This window comes from Nonomuraea sp. PA05 (genome assembly GCF_008086045.1).
Classification (GTDB): Bacteria; Actinomycetota; Actinomycetes; order Streptosporangiales; family Streptosporangiaceae; genus Nonomuraea; species Nonomuraea monospora.
The window spans coordinates 186,464-213,440 of sequence record NZ_VSEY01000015.1 but is presented as its reverse complement, the minus strand read 5'-3'; the positions used below and the strand labels follow the sequence as shown (position 1 = coordinate 213,440).

Here is a 26,977-nt window from a genome sequence, read left to right as displayed (position 1 = left end):
GAATGGGCGGGTCTGGTGCGATTTGCGACCTCTCCATGCCCGGACGCGCGGCTCGCCATCGTGAGCGGCAGGCGCAGACAGGGCAAGACGCTTCTCCTGAACGAGCTGGTCAAGATGGTCGGCGGGTTCTTCTTCGCCGCGACAGACGAGACGGAGCACCAGGCGTTGGCCCGGTTCGGACGGGCGCTGGCCGCGCAGACCGGAGGCGGGCGGTACGCGTTCGCCGATTGGCACGAGGCGCTGGAACGGCTGTACATCGACGTGCCGGAGGGGCTCATCGTGATCGACGAGTTCCCCTACCTGACCAAGGCGTCTCCATCACTGGCGTCGGTGTTCCAGCTCGCCCTGGACCCACGTGGCTATGCGAGAGGTGCGAAGTCGCGGTTGCTGTTGTGCGGATCGGCCATGGGGGTGATGGGCCGGCTGCTGGCGGGCAACGCGCCCCTGCGAGGCCGGGCGAGCCTGGAACTGGTGGTGAAGCCGCTGGACTACCGGGCCGCGGCCAGGTTCTGGGGCATCGATGACCCCCGTCTCGCGGCGCTCGTCCATGCGATCGTCGGAGGCACACCTGCCTATCGGCGGGAATTCGTGGCACATGACACGCCGCAGTCCGTGGACGACTTCGACGACTGGGTGGTGCGTACCGTACTCAACCCGCAGATCCCGATCTTCCGTGAGGCCCGCTACCTCCTGGCGGAGGAGGCGGACATCCGTGAGACGGCCATCTATCACGCGGTGCTCGACGCCATCGCCTCCGGCAACGCCACGCGTGGCGGGATAGCGAATCACATCGGACGCAAGTCTCCGGACATCGGCCATCCGCTGACCGTGCTGGAGGACTCGCAGCTGATCACCCGCGAGGCGGACGCGTTCAGAAGGGGAAAGTCGCTCTTCCGCATCAGCGAGCCGCTGATCGTCTTCTACGAGGCCGTGATGCGCCGTGAGTGGACGCGGCTCGAACGCGGTCAGCAGGAAGCCGCCTGGCGCGACTCCCGTGCGACCTTCCTGTCCCAGGTGGTGGGGCCGCACTTCGAGGCCCTGTGCCGGGAGTGGGTGTGGACGGTGGACGCGGACGTGTTCGGTGAGCTGCCCAGCGAGGTGGCCGCCGGCACGGTGGCGGACCCCCACAACCGTACGCAGATCGAGGTGGATGTGGCCGTGCTGGCCAGGGAGGAGCACGGCCGGCCACGCCGGGTGTTGTCGCTGGGCGAGGTCAAGTGGGACAAGGCCATGAACGCGGGCCATGTGGACCGGCTCCGCCGGGCCAGGGATCTGCTGTCCGTGAAGGGATACGACACCAAGGATACGATCCTCACCTGCTACACCGGCGCCGGCTTCCAAGGGGACCTCCCCAGAGACGCCCGGCTGGTCACCATCGAGGACCTGTACGCCTGACCCCGCTCACACCCGGACGACGACCTTCCCAGGGGCGTGTCCCTCCTCCTGGTACCTGACCGCCGCCCGCAGCTCCGCGAAGTCGTAGACCCGGTCCATCACCGGCATCAGCTTCCCGTCCTCGACGAGCCCGGACAGCTCCTCCAGGTTCCGCCGGTTCCCCTTGGCGCTGAGCACGTCCGTGAGAACCGCCTTCTGGGAGACGAACGCCGACGCGGCGAGCGTCCCGAAGACGTGGCCGGCGGGCTGCAGCCAGCGACTCGCCGCGCCGCCGATCAGGACGCAGACGCCCTTGCGCGTCATCACCCTGCGGCACTGCGCGAACGAGCGGTTGCCCGCGACGTAGAGGAGCACGTCGTAGACCTGGCCGCTGCGGGTGAAGTCCTCCTTCGTGCGGTCGAAGACCTCGTCAGCGCCGAGCGAGCGCACCAGGTCCAGGTTGCGGGTGCTGCACACGCCCGTGACGTGGGCCCCGTACGCCTTGGCGATCTGCACCGCGAACGTGCCCACGCCGCCCGACGCCCCGTTGACCAGCACCCGGCTGCCCGGCCGGACCCCGCCCTGGTCGCGCAGGGCCAGCAGGGCGGTGCAGGCGGCCAGCGGCACGGCCGCCGCCTCCTCGAACGACAGCTTGGCGGGCTTCGGCGCGAGCTCCGTCTCCGGGACGCACACGTACTCGGCGAACCCGCCGCCCCCGGCCGCCATCGCGAACACCTCGTCGCCAGGCCCGAACCCCGTCACGCCAGGACCGACCGCCTCCACCTCCCCGGCCACGTCCGCGCCCAGGATGGTGATCCTGGGGCGGCGCAGCCCCAGGGGGCCAGGCATGAGCCGGGAGATGAACGGCTCGCCGCGCATCAGGTGCCAGTCCGCGGGCTGGACGGAGGCGGCGCGCACCCGCACCAGCACCTCGCCGGGGCCGGGGACGGGCTTGTCGAGGTGCTTGAGCTCCAGGGCGTCGGGGGAGCCGTACGAGCTGAGAACGTAGGCCTTCATCGGGGTCTCCTTCCGGGGTCGATGGGCCTCAGTGTGCGAGCGACCTGCGGGAAGGCTCAACGGTCGAAAGTACGATCTCCGGACTGGCCGAACGGCTCATCCAGGACGGGCCGTCAGGGCGATGAGCGGGGGCGGCCCAGGCGGTCACCATCGGGGCATGTCCAACGACCTCGCAGCCCCCAGGACGAGCTGGCTCGTGCCGGCCGGGCTGATCCTGCTCAGCCTCGTCCCCGTGCTGGCGGGCGGCGTCCGCCTCACCGAGCTGGCCGGGGGCGCCGAGATCACGGCCGCCAACAGCCGGTTCTTCGCCTCGCCAGGGCCGATCGTCGCGCACATCGTGGCCGTGACCGTCTACAGCGTGGTGGGCGCCTTCCAGTTCGCGCCCCGGTTCCGGCGGCGCCGGCGCGCGTGGCACCGGGCGGCGGGGCGGGTGCTGGTCGGGTTCGGGCTGGTGGCGGCGGGGTCCGGGTTGTGGATGACCGCCTTCGCCGAGCTGCCGCCCGGTGACGAAGGGCTGGTGGGGGTGTTCCGGTGGGTGGCAGGGACGGTCATGCTCGGCTCCCTGGTGCTCGGCCTCGCCGCCATCCGCCGGCGGGACGTGCGGCGGCATCGTGCCTGGATGATGCGCGCGTACGCCATGGGGCTCGGGGCGGGCACGCAGGCCTTCACCCAGGCGGTGTGGATCGGGGCCGCGGGGGAGCCCGATCACTTCACCCGGGCGATGCTGCTGGGCGCGGGCTGGGCCATCAACGCCGTCGTGGCCGAGGTGATCATCCGGCGGCGGGGGTGGCGGGTCAGCGCGGCTTGACGCGGTTCGTCTCGTACGCCCACATGGCGATCTCGACCCTGTTGCGGACGCCGAGCTTCGTCATCAGGCTCGCGACATGGCTCTTCACCGTGGACAGCGAGATGTGCAGCTCGTCGGCGATCTCGCTGTTGGTCCGCCCCCGCGCCACGGTGAGCAGGATCTCCTCCTCCCGCTCCGTCAGCGGCTCGATCGGCTGGACGCGCGGCTGGGCCGGGTCCGTGCCCGCGAACGCGGACAGCAGGCGGGCCGTGATGCTCGGGGCGATGAGCGCGTCCCCGCCCGCCGCCGCCCGCACCGCCTGCGACAGGAGCTGCGGGCCCGCGTCCTTCAGCAGGAAACCGCGGGCGCCCGCCCTGAGCGCGGCGTAGACGTACTCGTCCAGGTCGAACGTGGTGATGACGACCACGGCCATCGGGTCGGCCACGTCGGGGCCCGCCAGGGAGCGGGTGGCCTCGATGCCGTCGCAGCGGGGCATGCGGATGTCGAACAGGCACACGTCAGGGCGCAGCCGCCTGGCCAGCTCGACGGCGCGGTGGCCGTCGGACGCCTCGGCGACGACCTCGATGCCGGGCTGGGCGTCGAGGATCATCCGCAGGCCGGTGCGGGCGATCTCCTGGTCGTCGGCGACGATCACCCGGATGGCTTCGCCCTGGCTCGGGTGCCCCGCCGGTGCTGTGGTCATCTGGAGGCTCCCGTTCGAGGCAGTACGGCGGTCACGGTCCAGCCGCGACCGGGGTTGGGACCGGCTTCACAGGTACCGCCGAGCAGCCCGGCACGTTCGATCATGCCGAGCAGCCCGTATCCGGGCGAGGTGACGGAACGCCCCGCCGTGCTGTCGCCGTCGTCGCTCACCCGCAGGCGCACGGCGGTGTCGTCGGCGGCCACGCTGACCTCGATCCGGGTGGCGTGCCGGGCGTGCCGCCGGGCGTTGGTGACCGACTCCTGGGCGATCCGGTAGACGGCGGCTCCGACGGACGAGGGCACGCCGTCGAGGTCACCGTCGATCCGCACGTCCACGGCCGGCCCGACGCGCCCCCGTCCGGCGAGCTGCTGGAGGTCGGCGAGGTGCGGGTTGGGCGCCAGCTCCGGCATCGCCGCGCCGTGGTCGCGGCGCAGCACCCGCACCATGGTGCGCATCTCGGCGAGAGTACGGGACGCCTCCGCCTCGATCACCCGTAACGCGTCCACGGCGGCGTCCGGGTCGGCGGCGGCGGTCGCGATGCCCGCCTGGGCCCTGATCGCCATCGCCGAGACGTGATGGGCCACGGTGTCGTGCAGGTCGCGGGCCAGTTGCTCGCGTTCGAGCAGCTTGACCTGGTCGAGCTCGCGCAGCCTGGCCCTGGCCCGGTAGCGGAAGGTGCCGCCCAGCGCGACCCCCGCGAGCACGACCGCGTACGCGCCGGCGGTGTCCGGCCCCCTGATGTGCCCGGTCACCACGGCGGCCAGCACCGCGACGGTGATCAGCAGCAGCCCGGCGGCGATCTCCCGGCCCGAGCCCCAGCGGGACAACGCGTACAGGAGAATCAGGATGTAGGCGGAGGTGGTCATCTCGGCCGGATCGGCGCCCGTGACGAGCTGCACCAGCGCCGAGCCGACGACGGGGATCGCCAGGGCGGGCAGCGGTCGCGTACGGCGCCATAACAGCGTCGGCACCATCACCAGCGGGAAGATCACCGAGATGGGGCGCCACTGGAGGTCGGTTCGCAGCGCGCCCTCCAGGAGGGTGGCGACGGCGAGCAGCCCCACGAGCGCCCAGTCGCGCCACACCCGGCGCGGCGCCTGGGGCGGACGGGGCTCGTCCCACAACGAGCGGAGAAGGCCCTGCACGCAATCATGGTACGAGAGCCTGCCTCAGGGAGTCGTGCCTGAGTTCGCCAAGCTGTCGCCCAGGGACGTCACCGCCGCGGCGAGCGCCGCGTCCACCTGTCCCGCCTCACCCAGCGCCGCCCGCAACGTCTCCTCGTACGTCCGGCTGGCCTCGGCGTACCGATCACGCCCCGCCTCGGTGATCACCGTGTAGACGCCGCGCTTGTCATCCGGGCACAGATCCCGATACGTGAACTCGGCCGTGTTCAGGCGAGCCACCAGCCGCGTCACCGAGCTCTGGTTCAGCCCGAGCCTGTCGGCGAGCTCCTGCATGCGCAGCTCACTGCGGGGAGCGGCCGCCAGGTGGCCGAGCGCACGGTACTCCGACAGCCCGATGCCGTGCCGCCGCTGAAGGGCCGTGCCGAGCCTGCTCTCCACGCGGGCGTGCAGGAGCAGGACGTGGTTCCACATCGAGGCCACGTCGGAGACGGGCGGTGCGGCGGTCATGGTGCCTCCCGGGTGCTGGGGCGTGCTCTCGCGAGTGCCCGCTTGACAACAAGATACATGTACATACATTCTCTTGCTGTTCCTAACTGCTTGCATATACATGCATATTTCTGAGGAGAGCCCCCGATGGCCTGGATTTACCTGCTCATCGCGGCAGTGTTCGAAGTCGTCTTCGCGCTGGCGACCAACGCCACCGAAGGATTCACCCGGCTCGGCCCGTCCCTGCTCACCGCGGGCGCCGCGGCCGGCGGGATCTTCTTCCTGAGTCTGGCGCTGAAGACCCTGGACGTCGGCGTCGGCTACACCGTCTGGACCGGCATCGGCTCCGTCGGCACCGTCGTGCTTGGCACTGTGATCTTCGGTGAGGAGATGACCGTGTGGAAGGCACTGGCCTTCGTTCTCATCATCGGCGGCGTGCTCGGCCTCAAACTCGCCGACCGCCTGTCCTCCGCCCGCCCCTCAGCCGCTGCTTGAACTCGTCTGAACCCGTCTGAACCGCAGGAGCGTCATCATGGCCTGGATCTACCTGTCCGTCGCGATCGTCTTCGAGATCGGCTTCGCGCTCGGCACCAACGCCACCAAGGGTTTCACCCGGCTCTGGCCGTCCGTCTTCACCCTGCTCTCGGCCGCCGGCGGCATCTTCACGCTCAGCCTGGCACTCAAGACCCTCGACGTCGGCGTCGGCTACACCATCTGGACGGGCGTCGGCTCCATCGGCACCGTCGTGCTCGGCGCCCTCATCTACAAGGAGAAGATCACCCCGGCCAAGCTCGGCTCGTTCGCGGCGATCATCGCGGGCGTCGTCCTCCTCAAGGTCGCGGCGGGCATCTGAACGCGCTGGCGGACTCGGGTGGTGGGGTGGTGATGGCCATGGGGGGACCTTGGCTGCGGATTGATGCGTCGCACCGCTTCTCAAGGTCGTGCGGACAGGCGAATGCATGCCGGACAGGCTCGTGTAGCCGTGGGCAGGAACGGCAGGCACCAGCCGAGAGTCGGAAGCGGCCGCACCACCTCACCGCACAAGCTGACCTTACGGTTGGCTGGTACGGCATGTTGTACGGCGTTCCTCTTCTCGTCGGAAAGACCGAGTCGGTAGCCGCGGGCCGCATGTCTTGCCAGCTCCGTCGCGTTGCCGTGGATCAGGAGATCGTCCCACTGGATCGGCCAGCGCCGCACCCCGCCGGGCATCTCACCCGCTTGCCCGTCGAGTTCGAGCACGGCCAAGGTGTCGTTACGGAGCACCCCCACGACGGTGCCGTGCCGGCCGAGCAGCAATGCGGCGAAGGTGCGAGTGCGTGCCGGGCTGTGCAGCATGCCCACGATCTCGGCGCGACGGCCCATGCGTGGCGAGGAGAAACTCATGGTGCCTCCTCCACTGCTTCCTGCCGCCTCAACTGCTCAGCGAGCGAGGCGACGTCGTCAGCGTCGAGCGTCTGGCACAGGCCATGATTCACCTCCGCTCGGGATAGCCGCCTGCCGTTTCTGGTGGCCCATAGGCGCCCGGCAGAACTACGCCATATACACCAACCGGGAAAGGCGTCCTGGAGGTCTTCGAGAATGACCGGTGTAGGCATGAGGCCAGCGTGCTTACCCGGGCGTGACAAACACACCGCGTTATCAAGACGTCCAGGACGTTCTGGCATTACGCTCGAAAACGTCCCTGACGTCCTTCGCTGAGAGGTGACTGTGGCCAACGTCTCCCTGCGTAGCGCCATGCTGAACGCCCAGGTCACCAACCGGACCTTGGCGGATCGATGTGGCGTGGACGTCAAGACGGTGGAACGCTGGCTGCAGGACGAAAGTCGAATTCCGCACCTTCGACACCAATGGGCCGCTGCAGAGGCGCTAGGAGTTGAGACAGTCGTGCTTTGGCCGGATGCAATCCGCAATACAGTGAAAACAGGGCCGGATAAGGAAGTATTGACGGTTTATCCGTATCGGTCCGCATGTCCGAAATCGATCTGGCGCAATCTCATCAACACGGCGCGCAATGAGATCGTGTTCGCCGGTTACACGAACTACTTCCTCTGGCTGGAACACCCGAACCTGGCCAAGGCCCTCAAGCGGAAGGCACAGCAGGGCTGCAAGATCCGATTCCTAGTCGGTGACCCGGAGAGCGACGTCACCCGGCGCCGCGAGGAAGTGGAGAACGTCCCGCTGACCGTGTCCACGCGGATCCGGATCACCTTGTCGGAGATCGAGCGGCTAAGCGACGTCCCCGGAGTCGAGGCCCGGTACGGTGACGAGCACATCGCCATGAGCGTGTTCCGGTTCGACGCGGAGATGCTCGTCACGCCTCACCTGGCCAAGCTCGTCGGGCACGACTCGCCGATGTTGCATCTGCGGCGGTGTCAGGACGATGGGTTGTTCGATCGGTTCGCTTACCACGCGTCCGAGTTGTGGAGTGGGGGGCGTGACGTCTGGCATCAGACCCAGCCCACGGGGTGAGGGCTGGGGTGATGTTGGGTGGGACAACGCTGGGTGGGAGCCCTTGCGGGGATCGGGAGACGGGCAAGGACGCGGGCCGAATGGCGCCGCAGGCGCTGGGGTTGCGCCGGAGGCGCCTCATCAAGCGCCTGAGCGCGCCTGCGCGAAGCGCCTCTCGCGAAGCCCTTGTTTCGGGGTGGGCTCTCAACGGCCAACCCGGTAAATGGGATTGGGGCGGGCGAGAGGCGCCGGAGGCGCCTGGGGTGCGCCGGAGGCGCCTGAATAAGACGCCTGAGCTGTGTGCGCGAAGCGCCTCCGGCGAAGCCCTTTCGGGGCGGGCAACTACCCCACCGTGCAAGTGGTTACCCCTTGCGCAGGGCGGACCAGACGTCGATGCGGGGCGTGGTGATCTCCGTGTCCCCGCTCAAGTAAGCGATCGGCTTCCCCGTCCGCTGCAACGCCCCGACCAACTGCTCCACCGTCGCACGTTTACGCTGCTGCCGCAGCAGCGCAAGAGCCCCCGTGACGTGCGGGGCCGCCATGGAGGTGCCGTTCAGGCCGGCGTAGGTGTTGCCGGCGATGGCCGCCGTGATGCCGACGCCCGGGGCGTACAGGTCGAGGAGAGGGCCGCGGTTGGAGAAGGCGGCGACGGCGTCCTGCTTGGAGGTGGCGCCGACGGCGACGGTGTTGGAGACGCAGGCCGGCCATGAGACGGCCGCTTCGAAGCCGTTGTTGCCGGAGGCGACCACGGTGGCGGTGCCCTTGGCGAGGAGTTTGTCGACTTCGGCCTTGAAGTCGGCGCCGTCGCCCTCGTCGCAGGCCTCGTCGTACTGGCCGCCGCCGAGGCTGAGGTTGACGGAGGCGATGTTGTGCTGGTCGGCGAGCAGGTCGGCGTAGGCCATGCCGGTCAGGATGGAGGAGTCGTAGGCCAGGACGCAGACGGGGCGGCCCGGGCAGTAGGGGGAGTTGTCGAAGCGGCTGAAGACCTGGACGGCGACGATCTTGGCTTTGGGGGCGACGCCGGAGGCGGGGAACTCGGGGGTGCGCTGGCCGGCGGCGATGCCTGCCACGTGGGTGCCGTGGTAGCAGAGGCCGTACTGGGGTTGCGGGGCGCCGGTGGTGCACGCGGGCGTGTCGGCGTCGGCTGCTCCGTCGCCGATCTGGAACTGGCTGCCGTTGGGGCACAGCGGGGTGGAGCCGTCCACGGGGTCGGTGGCGGAGAAGCAGGCCTGGGCGACGATGCGGTCGCCGAAGGCGGGGTGGTCGTTGTCGATGCCGGAGTCGAGGATGGCGACGGCGGTGCCCTTGCCGGTGTAGCCGACGCGGTGTGCCTTGTCGGCGCCGATGAGGGGGATGCTCTCCACGAGGGTGGGCTCGTTGAGCTTGTCCTTGCGGATGGAGATCACGTCGGACTGCTGGGCGATCTGTTCCAGCTCGGCGCGGGTGCCGCGGTAGACGAAGAAGCCGAGTTCGAGGGGCGGGGACGGCTCGACGTTCCTCCTGTCCTGCTTGACCGCCTCGGCGCTGGATTGCGCGGCCGTGACCTGGGCGGGGCGGCGCACGTGGACGATCGTGCGGTGCTCGCCGCCGGCGGTGATCGCGGGGTCGATCTTGGTTTCCGGGTCGGCGAGGGCGGGTGTGGCGACCAGGGCCGCCGAGGCGGCGGCTAACGCGATGGCGCCGGCCAGCAGAGACGAGAGTCTCAACTGCTCCTCCGGGGGGTGATTTCTACGGGAGTGTAGTAATTGAACAGCTGATGTCAGAGTTATAGCCCCGAAAGGGGCCGGGGAACAGCCCCCGGCCCCTCAAGGTCAGACGCCGGGGTTGACGGGCGCGCGGGTGGTGGTGGTGGCGCGTTCCATGTCGATCCGCGACTTGATCACGGCCGTTCCCGACGAGTCGAACGAGATCGGCGTGCCGGTGTCCTGCAGCCGCTGCAGGCTCTGCGCCACCGTGAACTCCGGGAACGCCTGCCGCATCAACGCGAACGCCCCCGCCACGTGCGGCGCGGACATCGAGGTGCCGGCCTTCTCCCCGTACGCGTCGTCCGGCACCGCCGAGTTGACGGCCACGCCCGGCGCGAACAGGTCGAGCAGGTTGCCCCGGTTGGTGAACGGCGCCAGCGCGTCGGCGTCGTCCGTGGCTCCCGTCGCCACGGCCGTGGAGATGCAGGCGGGCGAGGAGACGGCGTTCGGCAGGCCGGCGTTGCCCGCCGCGACCACCGGGGCCACCCCGAGGCCCACCAGCGCGTCGAACTCCGGCTTGACCGCCGCGGCGGTCGCGTCCGTGTCGCACGCCTCGGTGTAGCCGCGGGCGCCGCCCAGGCTCATGTTCACCGACGCCACGTTGAACGTCCGCACCACCCGCGTCACGTACTCCAGCGCCAGCTTCTGATCGGAGGTGTAGCTGAGGAAGCACGGCGCGGTCGAGCCGCCGATCGCGCAGGTCAGCGGGTTGTCGATACGGCTGAACACCTGGATCGGCAGCAATCGCGCCTCGGGCGCGACGCCGTTGGCGGGTGCGCCCGTGGCCATCTTGCCCGCGGCGATCCCCGCCACGTGCGAGCCGTGCGAGCAGGCGTTCTGGCCGTTGACCGTGCACTGCGGGATCTCGACGTTGGCGGCGCCCGGGCCCGTCTGGCTGGGCTGGTTGTTCGGGCAGAGCGAGACGGCGCCGTCCCGGCCCGAGGATGAGGAGAAACACGCCTCGTCCGCGATCCGTCCCGTGAAGAACGGGTGGTCGCTGTCGATCCCGGTGTCGAGCACGGCGACGGTGGTGCCCGTGCCGTTCCACCCGGCCGCGTTCGCCTGGACGGAGCGGATCCTGGCCGTGCTGGAGTCGAGGAAGGGCGCGCTCAGCTCGTCCTTGTAGACCGACTGGACGCGCGCGTCCTGCTTGAGCTTCTCCAGCGTGGCGCCGTCGAGCTCGGCGACGAAGAAGTTGGGCGACTCCGCCGCCTCCAGGACGCGGCTGCCCTCCGAGGCCTGTTCGAGGTCGGCGGCCACGGCTTCGACGCTCTGGCCTGGCTTGAGCTGGATGATGGAGCGGACCGCGCTCTTCTCGGCGATCTCCGAAACGAGCGCGGGGCTGATGATCGGGTCACCCGTGTCGGTGGTGTCGGCTTGCAGAGCCGGCCCGGCGCAGAGGGCGCCGGACGTCATGGCCAGCGTTGTCGCGCCGACCAGTAGAGACCGTAGCCTCACTTTTCCTCCCGGAGGCTGGAAGCCGTGAAGCTTTTGCGGCTCCCGGCTGCGTACAGCCGCTTACATCCCCACCTGCGACAACTGTGATGTCAGTGACGTATGTAACCCGATTAAACGTTGGAGGCGTTTTTGCTTAGTAGCGATAGAAGAGAAAAGACCGGTCTGAAGTGACCGGCCTTTTCAGGAAATCGAGTTATTTGACGGTTTTGAGGATGTTAGTGGTGGCCTTCTTCAGCGCCGCCGCGGACGGCTTGCTGCTGAGCCTGACCTTCTCGGCAGTGGCCAGAGCCGTCGTGCCGTTCGTGCCGTTCGCCCAGTTCAGCCAGGCCGTCAGCAGCGCGCTGTCCAGCTTGGCCTTGCGGGTCTTGGGGCTCTTCAGCACGCGGTAGGCCTTGCCCAGCGACGAGGCCTTCGTCAGCTCGGGGAACACCTTGCTCGACTTGCCGACCAGCTTCAGGTAGCAGGTGAGCGTCTCGTCCGAGATCGTCCCGGTCGAACGGTGCAGCTCCACGGCCCACTTCTTGGCCGTCAGCTTCTCGGCGGAGGTGCCCCGCGTGCAGACCGCGGCCGGCGGCTTGGCCGTCTCCGTCACGGTCACCGTGACCGTCACCGTCGGCAGCGGCACCGGGGTGGAGGACGACGACGGCGTGGGCTCCGGCTCCGCCGGGTCGTCGGGCTCCGGGGTGGGGCCGCTGCTGTCGCTCGGGTCGGGCTCGGGGGTGGTGTCGTCCGTCACAGGGGACGGGCTCTGCGTGACGGGCGGCTGCACGGCCGCGCCGGTCAGGGCCGCCGCCAGGTCCAGGCGCGGGGTGGTGACCTGGGTGCCGGCCACGTCGTAGACGTACGGCCTGCCGGTGCTCTTCAGCGTCTCGATCAGCTCGGTCATCGGCTTGTCCGGCGAGGCCGCCTTCATCAGCGCCAGCGCGCCGGCCACGTGCGGGGTCGCCATCGAGGTGCCGCTGTAGGCGACCGTGGTGTTGTCGGGCACCGACGACTCGATGTCCACGCCCGGCGCGAACAGGTCGAGCAGCGGGCCGCGGTTCGACCAGTCGGCGATGACGTCGGAGTTGTCGTTGGCGCCGACGGCCACCGCCGTGGAGACGCAGGCCGGGTGGGCCGTGCCCTCGTAGTACTCGTTGCCCGCCGCCACCACCGTCGCGATGTTCTTGGTCAGCAGCGCGTCGAACTTCTCCTTGAAGATCGCGCCTTCCTCGGTGGCGTCGCAGCTCGCGTCGTACAGCATGCCGCCGAGGCTCATGTTGACCGCCGCGACGGGCTGGTTCAGGCTCGCCACGTAGTCCAGAGCCTGGCGCAGCGACGACTCGTACGCCACCAGGCAGGCGGGCTCGCCGCAACTGTCCTCGTCGTTGAGCCGGCTGAACACCTGCACCGCCACGATGCTCGCGCCGGGCGCCACACCTCCGGTGCCCGCCGCGATGCCCGCGACGTGGGAGCCGTGGTCGCACAGGTTCACGCCGTCGAGCAGGCAGTTGGCGGTCATCGCGTCCGCCGCGTTGCCGTCCGTCTGCTGGTTCTGGCCGTTCGGGCAGAGCGAGACGACCCCGCTGTCCTCCGTGGCGGAGAAGCACGCCTGGGCGACGATCCGGCCGGCGAACCACGGGTGGTCGACGTCGATGCCGGTGTCGAGGACGGCCACGGCCTGGCCCGCGCCCGCCTGGCCGTTCGCGTGCACCTTGTCGGCGCCGATCAGGGAGAGACTGGGGGCGACCTCGGCCGGCGTGTACGTGCGGTCACGGTGGATGGAGGAGACCCGAGGATCCTCGGCGAGCTTGGCCAGCTCCTCCGCGGTGCCCTCCACGACCATGAAGTTCTGGCTCTGCGGCTGCAGCACCACGTCCACGCTCTCGGCCGCGGCCTGGGTGGCGACGGGGGCGGTCTCGGCCGGGTCGGTCAGCTCGACGATGGCCCGCTCGGTGCCACCGTCCACGCCTAAGCCGTCCTCGACCTTGCTGCCCGGGTCGGCGGGATCCTCCGTCGGCGGCTGTTGAACAGAGGTCGGCGTCGGCGTCGGATCCTCCGCGTAAGCGGGGCCCGAAAGCGGCAGCAGGGCCAGGGCGATCGTGCTGACGATCAGTGGGCGGAATCGCACGCGTCCTCCGAAGGGGATGATCTCGGAGTTTAGGGCGATTTGCCCCAGAGGCACAGGCCCCCGGGGCGTTTCTCACCGAACTTTCAGCGGGTGCACCTCAATCGTTCAGCCTGCTTCCCTCGTGCGTGAGCCACACCGCGCCCAGCGGCGGCACCCGCAACGTCGTGGAGTACGGCAGCCCGTGCCACGGCTCGCTCTCGGCCTCGACCGCCCCGAGGTTGCCCACGCCGCTGCCCCAGTAGTCATAGGCGTCGGTGTTGACCGCCTCCGTCCAGCGCCCCCCGTACGGGAGCCCCAGCCGGTAGTTCTCGTACGGCCCGCCGCTGAAGTTCACCACGCACGCCACCGCGGACCCGTCGGCCGCGAACCGGACGAACGACAGCGTGTTGCCCGAGGCGTCGTCGGCGTCGATCCACCGGAAGCCCTCCGGCCGGGAGTCCTGCTCCCACAGCGCCGGCGTCTCGCGGTAGAGCCGGTTCAGGTCGCGCACCAGCCGCTGCACGCCCTGGTGCCCGTCGAACTCCAGCACCCACCAGTCGAGCCCGCGGCTCTCCGACCACTCCGAGCCCTGGCCGAACTCGCCGCCCATGAACAGCAACTGCTTGCCCGGATGCGCCCACATGAACGCCAGCAACGCTCTGAGCTGCGCGAACCGCTGCCACTCGTCACCCGGCATCTTGCCCAGCAGCGAGCCCTTGCCGTGCACGACCTCGTCGTGCGACAGCGGCAGCACGTAGTTCTCCGAGTAGGCGTACAGCAGCGAGAACGTCATCTCGTGGTGGTGGTACTGGCGGAAGATCGGCTCGTGGCTCAGGTACTTGAGCGTGTCGTGCATCCAGCCCATGTTCCACTTGAAGCCGAAGCCCAGACCGCCCAGATGCACCGGACGCGAGACCCCGGGCCAGGCCGTCGACTCCTCGGCCACGGTCGAGATACCGGGGGCCTCGCGGTAGGCGACGGAGTTCATCTCCTTGAGGAACTCGACCGCGTCGAGGTTCTCCCTGCCGCCGTACACGTTCGGCGTCCACTCGCCCTCGCGCCGCGAGTAGTCGAGGTAGAGCATCGAGGCCACCGCGTCCACCCGCAGGCCGTCGATGTGGAACTCCTTCAGCCAGAACGAGGCGTTGGCCACCAGGAAGTTGCGCACCTCCCTGCGGCCGAAGTCGAACACGTACGTGCCCCAGTCGGGGTGCTCGCCCCTGCCCGGGTCGGCGTGCTCGTACAGCGGCGTGCCGTCGAAGCGGGCCAGCGCCCAGTCGTCCATCGGGAAGTGCGCGGGCACCCAGTCGAGCAGCACGCCGATGCCGTGCTGGTGCATGCGGTCCACGAAGTGGCGGAACTCGTCAGGCGTGCCGAAACGCGCCGTCGGCGCGTAGTAGGAGGTCACCTGGTAGCCCCACGACCCGCCGAACGGGTGCTCGGCCACCGGCAGCAGCTCCACGTGGGTGAAGCCCAGGTCGGCGACGTACTCGGAGAGCTGGTCGGCCAGCTCCACGTACGACAGGCCGGGCCGCCACGAACCCAGGTGCACCTCGTAGATGCTCATCGGCCCGGTCTGCGCCTGCCGCTCGCGGCGCTCGACCATCCAGGCGTCGTCCTGCCAGCTGTAGTCGGACTTGTCGATCACGGACGCCGTCATCGGCGGCACCTCGGTCCGCCTGGCCATCGGGTCGGCCTTGTCGCGCCACACCCCGTCGGCGCCCAGGATCTGGTACTTGTACCGCTGCCCCGCACCCAGCCCCGGCACGAACAGCTCCCACACTCCCGACCGGCCCAGCGACCGCATCGGATGGGCGACGCCGTCCCAGTGGTTGAAGTCGCCGACCACCCTGATGCCGCGCGCGTTCGGCGCCCAGACGGCGAACGCCGCGCCCTGGACGTCCTCGTGCTCCAGCACGCGCGCCCCGAGCACCTCCCACAGCCGCTCGTGCCGCCCCTCGCCGATCAGGTGCAGGTCCACCTCACCGAGCGTGGGCCAGTGCCGGTACGGGTCGCGCACCTCCAACGGCTCCGAGCCCGCGTACTTGACGCTCAGCGTGTACGCGGGCACCTTGTCCAGCCCCGGCACCGTCACCTCGAACACCCCATGAGCCTGATGTCTCATGTCGTGGGCAGAGCCGTCCTCCAGCACCACCCGCACACGCTCGGCGAGCGGCCGCAGCGCGCGGAACACCACCCCGCCGCTCACGGGGTGTGCTCCGAGTACGGAGTGGGGATCGTGGTGCGCGCCGCCCGCCAGGCGGTCGAGCTCTGTCCTCATCGGCATGCTCCCAACAGTGCCTCATGATGACCCGTCCATCACAGGCACTGCCCGCTTTCACCGGGACAATCACGGGAAGTGCGAAAATCAGTGGTGTTCTTGGGTTTAGGGGATGGCTCGGGCGACTCCCATGACGATGCCGTCATCGGGCGAGGACACCCCGCTGGGACGGCCCTCCCGCGCAGGGCCGCCGTGACCCGACCCACGTCGCCCCGCTCGCCGCGCGGCAGCGGCGCGCCCACCGACTCCCTGAGCGCGGCGGCCCTGCCCAGCAGCCCCGCCACGTCCTCGACCCAGCCCAGCCAGGCCCGCAACCGCCGCTCCGCCTCCTCCAGCCTGCTGCTGCCGCTGAAGGCCCTCATCGACCAGCGCACCGCCCGCGGGCTGGGGCACGAGGGTCTGTCGGGCCTGGTCGAAGAACTCCAGGCGAAGGAGCGTCAGGCGGCGCGGGGGCGGAAGGCGGCGAGGGGGATCGGGATCCAGGAGGGCCGGTTGCGGGCCTCGTACACGACCTCGTAAACCGCCTTCGACAGCTCGAACGCCCGCAGCAGCGCCGCGTCCGCCGGGGTGATGACGCCGCCGCCCTGCGTGTAGCCGTCGAGAAAGGCGGCCCGGTTGCGGTCGGCCCACTCCTGGGCCCTGGTCTCCAGCTCGTCGGCCTGCGGATGGCCGGCCAGCAGGTGCCTGGCCGCGTAGTCGAACGAGCGCAGCATGCCCGCCACGTCCCGCAGCGGCGAGTACAGCGCCCGCCGCTCGGCCAGCGGCTGCCCTGGCTCGCCCTCGAAGTCGAGGATGATCCAGTCGGTCGGCGTCCGCATCACCTGGCCGAGGTGGTAGTCGCCGTGAACGCGTTGCACAGGCACCTCGTTGGTGAGCAGCTCCACCTGGTGGTAGGCCTCCTCAATGGCGCTCACATGCTCGCGCAGCTCGGGCACCTCGGACACGGCCCGGCCCAGCCGCCGCCTGAAGCCTTCGGCCATGCGTTTGACCTCGTGGATCTCCACGACGCCCGTGGGGAAGGCCGCGGCCAGCTCGTGGTGCACGCGGGCGGTGGCGCTGCCGAGCCGCAGCGCCTCGGCGGCGAAGTCGCCGCCCGCGTCGCCGGCGGGCAGCTCGGGCATGGAGGCGTACAGGTCGCGGACGCTGGCCAGGGCGAGGTCCCAGCCGTCGTTGGCGGGGCTGAGGAACTCCTGCGTGATCGCGAGGGTGGTGTTGACGCCGTCGAGGTCGGCCTCGATCCACCCGTACGGCTGAGCGATGTGCGGCGCGTTCCTGGCGGCCAGGGCGGTGACGATCTCCAGTTCGGGGTTCACGCCGGGGATGAGCCGGCGGAACAGCTTGCAGATGTAGGAGTCGCCGAACACCAGGGAGGTGTTGGACTGTTCGGCCCCGAGCACGAGGCTGCGCGGCGTGGTGTCGATGGTGACGCCGTCCACGTGCCGCATGCGCAGGCCGCTGCGGGTCTCGTCGTGGGCCATGCCGTCGAGCAGCCAGCTCGTGCGCTCGCTGTCGTGCACGGCGTCGTAGAGATAGCTGTCGCCGATGGTGCCGATGAGGGCGTGGGTGAGCCGGTCGGGAAGATCGTCCCGCTCGCCCAGCAGGACCTGGTAGCGGTCCCGCGAGCCCTCCTGCCAGACGGCGACGATCAGGTGCCGTAGCCCGGGCGTCAGCTCGACGTCCGAGTCGATCGACAGTTCGTCGATCGGGCGCCCCTTGCCGCCGAACCATCGTTGGCGGTTGATCCATGCGGCAAGGAGCTCGTCAAGCACGGCTTACTCCTCCTGGATGATGGCCGGCGGGAGTGTGAACCAATAGAACCCATGCCCGGGAAGCGTCAAAAGATACGGAAGTTCGCCAATTGCCGGGAATGGTACGCCTCCCATGGTTTCCACGGGGGAGACACCGACGAACCTGCGCAGGTCGAGCTCGACCGGTTGCGGGAAGCGTGACAGGTTGTTCACGCACAGCATCCGGTCGTCGCCCAGCTCCCTGACGAAGGCGAGCACGCTGGGGTTGGAGGAGTTCAGCTCCGCGTAACCGCCCAGCCCGAAGACCGGGTGCCGCTTGCGGATCTCGATCATGCGGCGTGTCCAGTGCAGCAGCGAGCCGGCGTTCTTCTGCTGCGCCTCGACGTTGATCGCCTGGTAGCCGTAGATGGGGTCCATGATCACCGGCAGGTAGAGCCGGCCGGGGTCGCAGTCGGAGAAGCCCGCGTTGCGGTCGGGGTCCCACTGCATGGGGGTGCGGACGCCGTCGCGGTCGCCGAGCCAGATGTTGTCGCCCATGCCGATCTCGTCGCCGTAGTAGAGCACGGGGGAGCCGGGCAGCGACAGGAGCAGGGCGGTGAACAGCTCGATCTGGTTGCGGTCGTTCTCCAGCAGCGGCGCCAGGCGGCGGCGGATGCCGACGTTGGCCCGCATGCGGGGGTCCTTGGCGTACTCGGTGTACATGTAGTCGCGTTCCTCGTCCGTGACCATCTCGAGCGTCAGCTCGTCGTGGTTACGCAGGAAGATGCCCCACTGGCAGTGCTCGGGGATCTTCGGCGTCTGGGCGAGGATCTCGGAGATGGGGTAGCGCGACTCCCTGCGCACGGCCATGAAGATGCGCGGCATCAGCGGGAAGTGGAAGGCCATGTGGCACTCGTCCCCGCCGCCGACCGGGTCGCCGAAGTACTCCACGACGTCGGAGGGCCACTGGTTCGCCTCGGCCAGCAGCACCCGGTCGGGGTAGAGCCTGTCGACGTCGGCCCTGATCCGCTTGAGGTACTCGTGCGTCCTCGGCAGGTTCTCGCAGTTGGTGCCCTCCTCCTCGAAGAGGTACGGCACCGCGTCCAGCCGGAACCCGTCGATGCCCAGGTCCAGCCAGAACCGCAGGACCTCCAGCATCGCCTCCTGCACGGCCGGGTTCTCGTAGTTGAGGTCCGGCTGGTGGTGGAAGAAGCGGTGCCAGTAGTACTGGCCGCGCACCGGATCGTAGGTCCAGTTGGACGTCTCGGTGTCGATGAAGATGATCCGGGCGTCCTGGTACTTCTCATCAGTGGACGACCAGACGTAGAAGTCGCCGAACGGGCCCTCGGGGTCGTGCCGGGAGGCCTGGAACCACGGGTGGGCGTCGCTGGTGTGGTTCATGACGAGGTCGGCGATGACGCGCATGCCGCGTTTGTGCGCCTCGTCGACCAGTTTCACGAAGTCCCCGAGGTCGCCGAACTCGGGCAGGATCTTCATGAAGTCCGCGATGTCGTAGCCGCCGTCCCGCAGCGGCGACTCGTACAGCGGCAGCAGCCAGAGACAGTCGACGCCCAGCCATTGCAGGTAGTCGAGCTTGCTGATGAGCCCTCTGACGTCGCCTGTCCCGTCGCCGTTGGAATCGGCGAACCCGCGGATCAGGACCTCGTAGAAAACCGCTCGCTTGTACCAGTAAGGATCGCGCGGCTTTTCCTCGTCAAAGGTGTTGGGAATGGGTGTGGAGCTCATGAGCCGCCCCGCAGGTGGCTCATGAGGGAGGCGCTAACACACACGTTGAAGACTCCCCGCTGAATTCAGTTCTACCGTGGCGCGGCTCGTACGGTGAGAATGTGGGCAGGCTGGATGTGGGGGTCGAGGCGCACATAGTTGCGCTGCCGCCATCGGTACGACTCGCCTGACAGTTCGTCGTCCACGACGAACTCGGCGTTCCAGTCGAGACCGAGGGCGGGCAGGTCAAGTTCGACCGTTGCCTCGTGGGTATGGTGCGGATCAAGGTTGATGACCGCCAGAACGACGTCGCCCAGCCCGTGCCTTCGTGTGGCCGTGTCATAGGCGCCCGGGAGTCGTTTGGAGAAGCAGACGATGTCCGCCTGGTCGACCCTGTGGAACCGTAGATTACGCAATTCCTGTAGCGCCGGATGCGCTCTTCGGAACAAATTCAGATGCGTGATGAAGGGAGCCAGGCTCCGCCCTTCACGTTCAGCCGCAGCCCAGTCGCGCGGTTTGTATTGATATTTCTCGCTATCGAGGTATTCCTCGCTTCCCGGGCGAACCGGGACGTTCTCTGTGAGTTCATACCCCGAGTAGACGCCCCACGTGGGTGAGGCGAGCGCCGCCAGAACGGCCCTGATCTTGAACGCGGGCACGCCGCCGTGCTGCAGGAACTCGTGCAGGATGTCGGGCGTGTTGACGAACAGATTGGGCCGCAGATAGCAGGAGGTCTCGTGGGCGAGCTCCGTCAGATATGTCTCCACATCGGATTTGGAGTTTTTCCAGGTGTAATACGTATATGACTGGTGATAGCCGGTCTTGGCCAGCGTGCGCATCATCGCCGGCCGGGTGAACGCCTCGGCCAGGAAGATCACGTCGGGATCGGTGCGGTGCACGTCAGCCAGCAGCCGCTCCCAGAAGGCCACCGGCTTGGTGTGCGGGTTGTCCACCCGGAAGATGCGCACCCCGTGGTCCATCCAGTGCCGCAGCACCCGCTTGACCTCGGTGTAGACGCCCTCGGGGTCCTTGTCGAAGTTGACCGGGTAGATGTCCTGGTACTTCTTCGGCGGGTTCTCCGCGTACGCGATCGACCCGTCGGCCCTGACCGTGAACCACTCGGGGTGCTCCTTGACCCACGGGTGGTCGGGGGAGCACTGCAGGGCGAAGTCCAGCGCGATCTCCATGCCGAGCTCCCTGGCCCGGCCGACGAACTCGTCGAAGTCCTCGATGGTGCCCAGGTCGGGATGGATGGCGTCATGGCCGCCGTCCTCCGAGCCGATCGCCCACGGCGAGCCCGGCTCGTCGGGCTCGGGGCTGAGCGTGTTGTTGCGTCCCTTGCGGAACGTGGTGCCGATCGGGTGGATGGGCGGCAGGTAGACGACGTCGAAGCCCATCTTGGCGATGGCGGGCAGCCGCTTGGCGGCCGTCTGGAACGTGCCCGACTTCGAGATGCCGAGCTCGTTCACCACCGCGCCTTCCGACCTGGGGAAGAACTCGTACCAGGAGCCGTAGAGCGCCCGGCGCCGGTCCACCCTGATCTTGTGGAACTTCGACCTGGTCACCAGCTCGCGGAGTGGGTGGGCCTCCAGCAGCGCGGCCGTCTCGGGAAGCTGGGCGATCGAGAGCCTGGCCCGCGGGTCGAGGTCCTCGTCGCGCAGCGTGGCCGAGATCGACAGCAGGGCCGCGCGGTGCCCGCAGGCGGTGTCGCCGTTGCCCGTCTGTCTGGGAGTACCACTCTTCTGCTTGGCGGTACCACTCTGCTGAGAAGTGCCGTTGGGACAGTCGGCGGCGCGCACGCCCTTGGCGGCGCGCTCGAACAGCCGGGCGCCCTCCTCGCACATGAGGTCGACGTCCATGCCGCGCGGGATCTTGATCTCGGCGTCATGCAGCCAGGTGCTGATCGGGTCGCTCCACGCCTCCACGCGGAACAGCCAGTCGCCCTCGGCGGGCAGGCACACGTCCACGCCCCACCGGTCGGTGCCCGGGGCGAGTTCGCGCATGGGTTTCAGGCGGCCTCGCTGGCCGTCGGGCGAGGTCAGCACCACACCCGAGGCCACGGCGTCATGGCCCTCTCTGAAGACGGTCGCCGAGACCTGGAGGGTCTCGCCGGCGACCGCTTTGGCGGGCCACTGCCCGCAGTCGACGACGGGGGAGATGTCCGTGATGGGAATTCGTCCGATCATCGCATTCGAGAGTTTGCGGCGGCACTCCCGGTGCCGCCGGAGGCTTCCCTGGCAGGAACGATCCTTGCATGTAAATTGTGGACAGGCTCGGATAGACCTCCCGTCGGTGTGTACGGGAGAGCCCAACAACCTGGAAAGTTGCCCCAATAGTCCCTCTTCATGCTTGTTCCCGGAAGGGGTTTGAACGGCCTTCATGAGGGTGAAGGACTCAGAGGTCCCTCCTAGCCCGTAGGGTGCAGAAACGTGAGAGCTATCCGTCGGTTTACCGTCCGCACCGTCCTGCCCGCGGAGCTGGCCGCCCTCGGCGAGCTCGTCCACAATCTCCGATGGTCCTGGCATCCGGAGACGATGGACCTCTTCGCGGAGGTCGACGCCGCTCTGTGGGAACAGGTCGGCCACGATCCTGTCGCGTTGCTCGGCGCCGTCTCGCCGGCCAGGCTGAGCGAGCTGGCGGCCGACCGCCGCTTCCTGCGCCGCCTCGCCGACGCGGCCGACGACCTGCGCGAATACATGACCTCGCCGCGGTGGTACCAGACGTTGCCCGAGGCCGCGCGGGCCATCGCCTACTTCTCGCCCGAGTACGGCATCGCCGCCGCGCTGCCGCAGTACTCCGGCGGCCTCGGCATCCTGGCCGGAGACCACCTCAAGGCCGCCAGCGACCTCGGCGTGCCGATCCTCGCGGTCGGCTTGCTCTACCGCCACGGCTACTTCACTCAGTCGTTGTCGCCAGAGGGCTGGCAGCTCGAGCACTACCCGTCGCTCGACGCGGGCGGCCTGCCGCTGAGCCTGCTCAAGGACACCGAGGGCACGCCCGTCAAGATCCGCCTGGCCCTGCCCGATGACCGCGTGCTGCACGCGCAGGTGTGGGTGGCGCAGGTCGGGCGGGTCCCGCTGCTGCTGCTCGACTCCGACGTGGCCGACAACGACACCGCCGCGCGCGACATCACCGACCGCCTCTACGGCGGCGGCACCGACCACCGCCTCATGCAGGAGCTCCTGCTGGGCGTCGGCGGCGTGCGCGCCATCAGGGCCTACTGCAAGATCACCGGCCACGCCGAGCCCGAGGTGTTCCACACCAACGAGGGGCACGCCGGCTTCCTCGGCCTGGAGCGCATCCGTGAGCTGACCGAGGCCCGGATGTCGTTCGACGAGGCGCTGGAGGCGGTGCGCGCGGGCACCGTGTTCACCACGCACACGCCCGTCCCCGCCGGCATCGACCGCTTCCCCGTCGACATGATCGCGCGGCACTTCGGTGGCGCCAGCGCCTGGCCGACGGTGCCGGTGGAACGCATCCTCGCGCTGGGCGCGGAGGCCGACCCCGGGCGGTTCAACATGGCCGTCATGGGCATGCGGCTGGCCCAGCGGGTCAACGGGGTGTCCGTGCTGCACGGCGAGGTCAGCCGGGAGATGTTCAAGAATCTTTGGCCCGGGTTCGACCTGGACGAGGTGCCGATCGGCTCGATCACCAACGGCGTGCACGCGCCCACCTGGGTCGGCAGGGAGCTCATGGAGCTGGCCGGCCGGGAGGTGCCGTCGCTGCTGGAGCGGGCCCGCGGCTGGGAGGCGATCCAGAAGATTTCCGACGCCGACATCTGGGAGATCCGCGGCGTGCTGCGCAGGCGGCTCGTCGAGGGCGCCAGGGAGCGGCTGCGCAGGTCGTGGCGCGAGCGCGGCGCCTCCGACGCCGAGCTGGGCTGGATCGACGACGCGCTCGACCCCGGCGTGCTGACCATCGGGTTCGCCCGGCGGGTGCCGTCGTACAAGCGGCTCACGCTCATGCTGCGCGACCCCGCCCGCCTGACCGAGCTGCTGCTCGACCCCGACAAGCCGGTGCAGATCGTCATCGCGGGCAAGGCCCACCCGGCCGACGAGGGCGGCAAGAAGCTGATCCAGCAGATCGTCAAGTTCGCCGACCGCGCCGACGTGCGGCACCGGATCGTGTTCCTGCCCGACTACGACATGTCGCTCGGGCAGCTCATGGTGCAGGGCTGCGACGTCTGGCTGAACAACCCGCTGCGCCCGCTGGAGGCGTCCGGCACGTCGGGCATGAAGTCCGCGCTCAACGGCGGGCTCAACCTGTCGATCCGCGACGGCTGGTGGGACGAGTGGTACGACGGCACCAACGGCTGGGCCATCCCCACCGCCGACGGCGTCAGCGACGCCGACCGGCGTGACGAGCTGGAGGCCGCCGCCCTGTACGACCTGATCGAGCACGAGGTGTCCGACCGGTTCTACGACCGGGCGCTCGACGGCCTGCCGCGGCGCTGGATGGAGATGGTCAAGCACACGCTCACCTCGCTCGGGCCGAAGGTCCTGGCCGGGCGCATGCTCCGCGACTACGTCGTCGACCTGTACAACCCGGCCGCCGCTTCCGCCCGCGCGCTCAGCGCCGACACCTACGCCCCGGCGAAGGCGTTCGCCGCCTGGCGGGTGCGGGTGACCAGGGCCTGGCCGGGGGTGCGGGTCGAGCACGTGGAGGCCGCCGGGGTGGGCGACACGCCGGAGGTGGGCGCCGCCATCGAGCTGCACGCCACGATCGCGCTCGGCGACCTGGAGCCCGACGACGTGCTGGTGGAGGCCGCGTACGGGAAGGTCGGGCCGCACGACGAGCTCGTGCACCCGTCGTACGCGAAGCTGACCGTCCGGTCGGTGGACGACGACGGGCGCGCCCACTACACGGGCGTGGTCCCGCTCGACCGCACGGGCGCCTTCGGTTACACGGTGCGCGTGGTGCCGTCCCACTCGCTGCTCGCCACCCCGTCCGAGCTCGGCCTGGTCGCCGTGCCGGAGGAGCCGGCGGGCATGACGAACGGGACCCTGCGCTAAGGATCGCCGCCGGACGGCGGGATCCGGCGCGTGGGCCACGGCGAGCGCGGCGGGTCTCCGACACGCATGGCGGCGGCCCGCCCGTGGGGGTTCCCAGAGGCTCGTGATCTTTGGAGGGGTGGCCGGCACGCATGACGGCGCCCCGCCCGCGGGGTTGATCTTGAAGTGGTGCGGAGCGTTGGCGGAAAAGGCGGCATAATCGGCATGGTGGACGACAGCGGCCTGCGGGCCGACACTCTGGTGGCCACGGTCCGCGGTGTGCTGCCGTCCCTGACGCCTGCCGCCCAGACCGTCGCCCGCCTCATCCTGGAGGACCCGGCGACCGTCGCCAGGAGCACCATCACCGAGCTCTCGGCCGCCTCCGGCACCAGCGAGGCCACGATCGTGCGCACCGCGAGGCTGCTCGGCTTCGCCGGCTACCCCCAGCTCAGGCTGGCCCTGGCGGCCGCCGCCGCGCAGCCCGACCGGCTGGTGCCCGGCGACCTGGCCCCCGACGACCCCCTGTCGGAGGTCATCCAGAAGGTGGCGCGGGCCGAGTCCGAGGCGATCAACGACACCGTCGCCCAGCTCACCTCCGAGCGGCTCGGCCTGGTCGTCGACGCGATCGTCGGCGCCCGGCGGATCGACGCCTTCGGGGTCGGCGCCTCCGGCCTGGTCGCCGAGGACGTCGCCCAGAAGCTGCTGCGCATCGGCCTGTCCAGCCACGCCTTCCAGGACGCGCACCTGGCGCTGACCAGCGCGGTGCTGCTGCGCGAGGGCGACGTCGCCATCGGCATCAGCACCTCGGGCGAGACCCCCGACGTGATCGAGCCGCTGAGCCGGGCCAAGGAGGCAGGGGCCACCACGGTGGCGATCACCAACAACCCTCGTTCGACCATCGCGGAGCTGGCCGAGCACGTGCTGATCTCGGCCGGGCGCGAGACGGAGTTCCGTCCCGGCGCCCTGGCCAGCCGGATCAGCCAGCTCCTCGTGGTCGACTGCGTGTTCGTCGGCGTCGCCCAGCGCACCTTCGACTCCTCTCAGGAGGCGCTGGCGAGCACCAGGCGCGCCGTCAAGGAGTTCACCCGGAGAACGTCACCTGCACGTCGTCAGCCTTGACGAACATCACGCGGTGGCCGAATTGGATCTCCAGGTACTTCGTCCTGCCGCGGACCACCTTGTGGTCCTCCAGGTTGAAGGTGACCGCGCGGTAGTACTCGGTGGCGGCAAGTCCCGCGAGCGTGTACTTCTCGCCCGCCGAGAACGTGTACTGCAGCGGCGTCACCGCCTGGTACGGGATGCCCTCGGGGTAAGCCTCCTGCTCCGGGTACGCCCTGCCGTACACCGGCACGGTCGCCTTGCCCGGCTTGGGCGTGACCACCAGCCCCATGGACGGCACCGCGGTCGGCGCGTCCGCCGGGTTGTGGAACCAGGCCTTCTGCCCCAGGTACCAGATGGCCGTCCAGTCGCCCTGGCGCTCGGCCACGGCGTAGCGCTGGCCGGTGGTGGCGCGGGCGCTGTGGTCGTAGACGCTGTAGAGGGAGTCGCCGGTCGGGTGCTTGCCGATGTCCTTGACCAGCGGCGCGTCCGCGCGGGGCTCGGTGCGCAGCCACACGGTGCTCGCGGGCAGCGGCGGGCAGGCGGCCGACGGGTTCTTGCGGTCGCAGCCGTAGAAGTACGGCTTGTTCGTGGCGAAGTCCGGCTTGATCATGATGGAGCCCGACCTGGGGCTGCCGAAGGCGTGCAGCGGGGCGCCCATGAGCTGGAAGTAGTGCGCCCAGTCCCAGAACGGCCCCGGGTCCTCGTGCATGCCGCGCACGGTCGTCGGCAGGGTGCCGGGAACGTTGTCGTGGCCCAGGATGTGGGCGCGGTCCATCGGCACGCCGTGCTTGAGCGCCAGGTAGCGGACCAGGCGGGCGCTCGACCGGTACATCGCCTCGGTGTACCAGGTGCCGCCCTCGGCCAGGAAGCCCTCGTGTTCGAGACCGATGGACTTGGCGTTGATGTACCAGTTGCCGGCCTGCCAGCCGACGTCCTTGGTCTTGATGTGCTGGGCGATGTGGCCGTCCGACGAGCGGAGGGAGTAGTGCCAGCTCGCGCCGTAGTTCGGGTCCTGGTTGAGGCGGATGGAGGGCAGGAAATATCCCTCCATGTCGTGGATGATGATGTAGTCGACCTTCTGGCTGAACGGGCGGTTCGCCAGGTCGTAGTGGCCGTAGTCGTTGTCCGGCAGCTCCTGGTAGGCGGCCGGGATCCACTCGCAGGAGATCGAGGCGGGGCACTCCACGCCGTCGGTGCGCGCCGGGCGCAGGCCCAGCTTCTCCAGCCACTTCTCGATCTTCTCCAGGCCGGGCACCGCCGGGAGCGCGATCCGCTCGCCGTCGTCGGTGGTCCGGGTGACGCCCTGCTCGATCGTGGCGAAGACCTCGTCGGCGAAGAACTTGGCCGCTCCGGCCTCCTCGGCGCCCGAGTAGCGGGCGACCGCGCCGTACCACTCGCCGGGGTCGTCGCTGAGCGGCGCGCCGAGCGCCTTCTGGTAGTCGGCCAGCAGCGCCGCGCCGCCGCGGATGTTGGCGGCGTCGTCGGTGCGCAGCTTCTCGTGGCTCTCACCGGTCAGCGCCGCGGCCCGCTCCATGGTGCGCAGCGAGGCGGGGACGTCGGCCGGGGCGGGCTGCTCCGCGGGGGCGGGCAGCGGGCGGCTGTCGTCGCCGCGGGCGTCCTCCTCCCCCTCGTCGTGGTGGTTGCCGCCGGTGAACGCGGCGGCGTCGGTCAGGTGCATGGGGCCGAACCCGGCGTCGCTGGAGGGCTGCCCGGCGTGGGCGTCCCAGCGGGACTCCAGGTAGGAGACGCCGAGCAGCACGCTCTGCGGCACCTGGAACTGCGCGGCGGCGGCCGCGAACGCCTGCTGCCGGTCGGCGGGCTCCTGGGCGTGAGCTGCGCTGATATTGCTTAACGGGAGCACGGCGACCAGGGAGATCGCCAGTAGTCTGCGCATGGACCACTCCTCGGGACTGGGGGGCGC

21 protein-coding genes are annotated in these 26,977 nt (G+C 69.5%); 8 read left to right on the top strand and 13 right to left on the bottom strand.

All coding sequences use genetic code 11. From position 1 onward, the window contains the following. The first annotated feature begins 60 nt into the window (after positions 1–60). The gene (locus FXF51_RS24455; protein WP_222871433.1) at positions 61–1,395 is read left to right on the top strand and encodes an ATP-binding protein; all 1,335 of its coding nucleotides are present in this window, start codon (positions 61–63) and stop codon (positions 1,393–1,395) included. Positions 1,396–1,401: 6 nt separating this feature from the next. Here the strand turns inward: FXF51_RS24455 and FXF51_RS24450 are convergent, their stop codons facing one another. After that, on the bottom strand, positions 1,402–2,391 hold the full coding sequence (locus tag FXF51_RS24450; RefSeq protein ID WP_148436975.1) for an NAD(P)-dependent alcohol dehydrogenase: 990 nt from the start codon (positions 2,389–2,391) through the stop codon (positions 1,402–1,404). A gap of 157 nt (positions 2,392–2,548) precedes the next feature. Between FXF51_RS24450 and FXF51_RS24445 the strand changes: the two genes are divergently transcribed. Then, the gene (locus tag FXF51_RS24445) at positions 2,549–3,199 is read left to right on the top strand and encodes a DUF2306 domain-containing protein (RefSeq protein ID WP_262379804.1); all 651 of its coding nucleotides are present in this window, start codon (positions 2,549–2,551) and stop codon (positions 3,197–3,199) included. Here the strand turns inward: FXF51_RS24445 and FXF51_RS24440 are convergent. From FXF51_RS24440 to FXF51_RS24430, 3 genes are read right to left on the bottom strand one after another with little or no spacing between them, the layout of a single operon-like run. After that, the gene (locus FXF51_RS24440) at positions 3,186–3,881 is read right to left on the bottom strand and encodes a response regulator (protein WP_148436973.1); all 696 of its coding nucleotides are present in this window, start codon (positions 3,879–3,881) and stop codon (positions 3,186–3,188) included. The two genes, FXF51_RS24445 and FXF51_RS24440, sit on opposite strands and share 14 nt — an antisense overlap. Continuing rightward, positions 3,878–5,026, bottom strand: coding sequence for a sensor histidine kinase (locus tag FXF51_RS24435; RefSeq protein ID WP_148436972.1), 1,149 nt, complete (start codon positions 5,024–5,026; stop codon positions 3,878–3,880). The genes FXF51_RS24440 and FXF51_RS24435 overlap by 4 nt, the downstream gene beginning before the upstream one ends. 24 nt (positions 5,027–5,050) lie before the next feature. Next, positions 5,051–5,512 carry a MarR family winged helix-turn-helix transcriptional regulator gene (locus FXF51_RS24430; RefSeq protein ID WP_148436971.1) on the bottom strand — a complete coding sequence of 154 codons (462 nt, stop codon included), beginning with the start codon at positions 5,510–5,512 and terminating at the stop codon, positions 5,051–5,053. A gap of 126 nt (positions 5,513–5,638) precedes the next feature. On the opposite strand from FXF51_RS24430, the gene FXF51_RS24425 reads away from it, so the two are divergent. Then, a complete protein-coding gene (locus FXF51_RS24425) occupies positions 5,639–5,986 on the top strand; it encodes a DMT family transporter (RefSeq protein ID WP_148436970.1) in 348 nt (115 codons plus the stop codon). A gap of 37 nt (positions 5,987–6,023) precedes the next feature. Next, positions 6,024–6,344 (top strand): DMT family transporter, encoded by a 321-nt coding sequence (locus tag FXF51_RS24420; protein ID WP_148436969.1) that lies wholly within the window; start codon positions 6,024–6,026, stop codon positions 6,342–6,344. Positions 6,345–6,424: 80 nt separating this feature from the next. Here FXF51_RS24420 and FXF51_RS24415 read toward each other — a convergent pair whose 3' ends face one another. Continuing rightward, positions 6,425–6,874 carry a hypothetical protein gene (locus tag FXF51_RS24415; protein ID WP_148436968.1) on the bottom strand — a complete coding sequence of 150 codons (450 nt, stop codon included), beginning with the start codon at positions 6,872–6,874 and terminating at the stop codon, positions 6,425–6,427. Between the two features lie 324 nt (positions 6,875–7,198). On the opposite strand from FXF51_RS24415, the gene FXF51_RS24405 reads away from it, so the two are divergent. After that, on the top strand, positions 7,199–7,960 hold the full coding sequence (locus FXF51_RS24405) for a hypothetical protein (RefSeq protein ID WP_148436966.1): 762 nt from the start codon (positions 7,199–7,201) through the stop codon (positions 7,958–7,960). A 341-nt stretch (positions 7,961–8,301) separates the two neighbouring features. On the opposite strand, the gene FXF51_RS24400 is transcribed toward FXF51_RS24405, so the two are convergent. The 4 genes from FXF51_RS24400 to glgB form a co-directional block, all read right to left on the bottom strand. Further along, on the bottom strand, positions 8,302–9,645 hold the full coding sequence (locus FXF51_RS24400; RefSeq protein WP_187414546.1) for a S8 family peptidase: 1,344 nt from the start codon (positions 9,643–9,645) through the stop codon (positions 8,302–8,304). 105 nt (positions 9,646–9,750) lie between these two features. Beyond that, positions 9,751–11,142, bottom strand: a complete 1,392-nt coding sequence (locus FXF51_RS24395) for a S8 family peptidase (RefSeq protein ID WP_148436964.1) — start codon at positions 11,140–11,142, stop codon at positions 9,751–9,753. Between the two features lie 193 nt (positions 11,143–11,335). Continuing rightward, the gene (locus tag FXF51_RS24390) at positions 11,336–13,252 is read right to left on the bottom strand and encodes a S8 family peptidase (RefSeq protein WP_148436963.1); all 1,917 of its coding nucleotides are present in this window, start codon (positions 13,250–13,252) and stop codon (positions 11,336–11,338) included. A gap of 97 nt (positions 13,253–13,349) precedes the next feature. Continuing rightward, entirely contained in the window at positions 13,350–15,512 is a 2,163-nt protein-coding gene (gene glgB / locus FXF51_RS24385; RefSeq protein ID WP_148436962.1) for a 1,4-alpha-glucan branching protein GlgB, read from the bottom strand. A gap of 192 nt (positions 15,513–15,704) precedes the next feature. Here glgB and FXF51_RS60960 point away from each other — a divergent pair, with 192 nt between their 5' ends. Next, on the top strand, positions 15,705–16,031 hold the full coding sequence (locus FXF51_RS60960) for a hypothetical protein (protein WP_187414545.1): 327 nt from the start codon (positions 15,705–15,707) through the stop codon (positions 16,029–16,031). Here the strand turns inward: FXF51_RS60960 and FXF51_RS24375 are convergent. The 3 genes from FXF51_RS24375 to FXF51_RS24365 form a co-directional block, all read right to left on the bottom strand. Further along, on the bottom strand, positions 15,950–17,281 hold the full coding sequence (locus tag FXF51_RS24375) for a maltokinase N-terminal cap-like domain-containing protein (RefSeq protein WP_148436960.1): 1,332 nt from the start codon (positions 17,279–17,281) through the stop codon (positions 15,950–15,952). The two genes, FXF51_RS60960 and FXF51_RS24375, sit on opposite strands and share 82 nt — an antisense overlap. Positions 17,282–17,284: 3 nt before the next feature. Then, a complete protein-coding gene (gene treS, locus FXF51_RS24370; RefSeq protein ID WP_148436959.1) occupies positions 17,285–18,985 on the bottom strand; it encodes a maltose alpha-D-glucosyltransferase in 1,701 nt (566 codons plus the stop codon). Positions 18,986–19,056: 71 nt separating this feature from the next. Then, entirely contained in the window at positions 19,057–21,150 is a 2,094-nt protein-coding gene (locus tag FXF51_RS24365) for an alpha-1,4-glucan--maltose-1-phosphate maltosyltransferase (RefSeq protein ID WP_148436958.1), read from the bottom strand. Between the two features lie 243 nt (positions 21,151–21,393). Here FXF51_RS24365 and glgP point away from each other — a divergent pair, with 243 nt between their 5' ends. After that, positions 21,394–23,976 carry an alpha-glucan family phosphorylase gene (glgP, locus tag FXF51_RS24360; RefSeq protein WP_148436957.1) on the top strand — a complete coding sequence of 861 codons (2,583 nt, stop codon included), beginning with the start codon at positions 21,394–21,396 and terminating at the stop codon, positions 23,974–23,976. A gap of 204 nt (positions 23,977–24,180) precedes the next feature. After that, positions 24,181–25,074, top strand: a complete 894-nt coding sequence (locus tag FXF51_RS24355) for a MurR/RpiR family transcriptional regulator (RefSeq protein WP_187414544.1) — start codon at positions 24,181–24,183, stop codon at positions 25,072–25,074. Here the strand turns inward: FXF51_RS24355 and FXF51_RS24350 are convergent. Beyond that, positions 25,037–26,950, bottom strand: coding sequence for an N-acetylmuramoyl-L-alanine amidase (locus tag FXF51_RS24350; protein ID WP_148436956.1), 1,914 nt, complete (start codon positions 26,948–26,950; stop codon positions 25,037–25,039). The two genes, FXF51_RS24355 and FXF51_RS24350, sit on opposite strands and share 38 nt — an antisense overlap. Positions 26,951–26,977 lie beyond the last annotated feature (27 nt).

Excerpts from the sequence above, each read along its gene's own strand:
- FXF51_RS24415 (WP_148436968.1), bottom strand. The coding sequence starts at position 6,874 with ATGAGTTTCTCCTCGCCACGCATGGGCCGTCGCGCCGAGATCGTGGGC.
- treS (WP_148436959.1), bottom strand. The coding sequence starts at position 18,985 with ATGAGCTCCACACCCATTCCCAACACCTTTGACGAGGAAAAGCCGCGC.
- FXF51_RS24450 (WP_148436975.1), bottom strand. The coding sequence starts at position 2,391 with ATGAAGGCCTACGTTCTCAGCTCGTACGGCTCCCCCGACGCCCTGGAG.
- FXF51_RS24430 (WP_148436971.1), bottom strand. The coding sequence starts at position 5,512 with ATGACCGCCGCACCGCCCGTCTCCGACGTGGCCTCGATGTGGAACCAC.
- FXF51_RS24365 (WP_148436958.1), bottom strand. The coding sequence starts at position 21,150 with ATGATCGGACGAATTCCCATCACGGACATCTCCCCCGTCGTCGACTGC.
- FXF51_RS24440 (WP_148436973.1), bottom strand. The coding sequence starts at position 3,881 with ATGACCACAGCACCGGCGGGGCACCCGAGCCAGGGCGAAGCCATCCGG.
- glgB (WP_148436962.1), bottom strand. The coding sequence starts at position 15,512 with ATGAGGACAGAGCTCGACCGCCTGGCGGGCGGCGCGCACCACGATCCC.
- FXF51_RS24350 (WP_148436956.1), bottom strand. The coding sequence starts at position 26,950 with ATGCGCAGACTACTGGCGATCTCCCTGGTCGCCGTGCTCCCGTTAAGC.
- FXF51_RS24445 (WP_262379804.1), top strand. The coding sequence starts at position 2,549 with ATGTCCAACGACCTCGCAGCCCCCAGGACGAGCTGGCTCGTGCCGGCC.
- FXF51_RS24420 (WP_148436969.1), top strand. The coding sequence starts at position 6,024 with ATGGCCTGGATCTACCTGTCCGTCGCGATCGTCTTCGAGATCGGCTTC.
- FXF51_RS24425 (WP_148436970.1), top strand. The coding sequence starts at position 5,639 with ATGGCCTGGATTTACCTGCTCATCGCGGCAGTGTTCGAAGTCGTCTTC.
- FXF51_RS24355 (WP_187414544.1), top strand. The coding sequence starts at position 24,181 with ATGGTGGACGACAGCGGCCTGCGGGCCGACACTCTGGTGGCCACGGTC.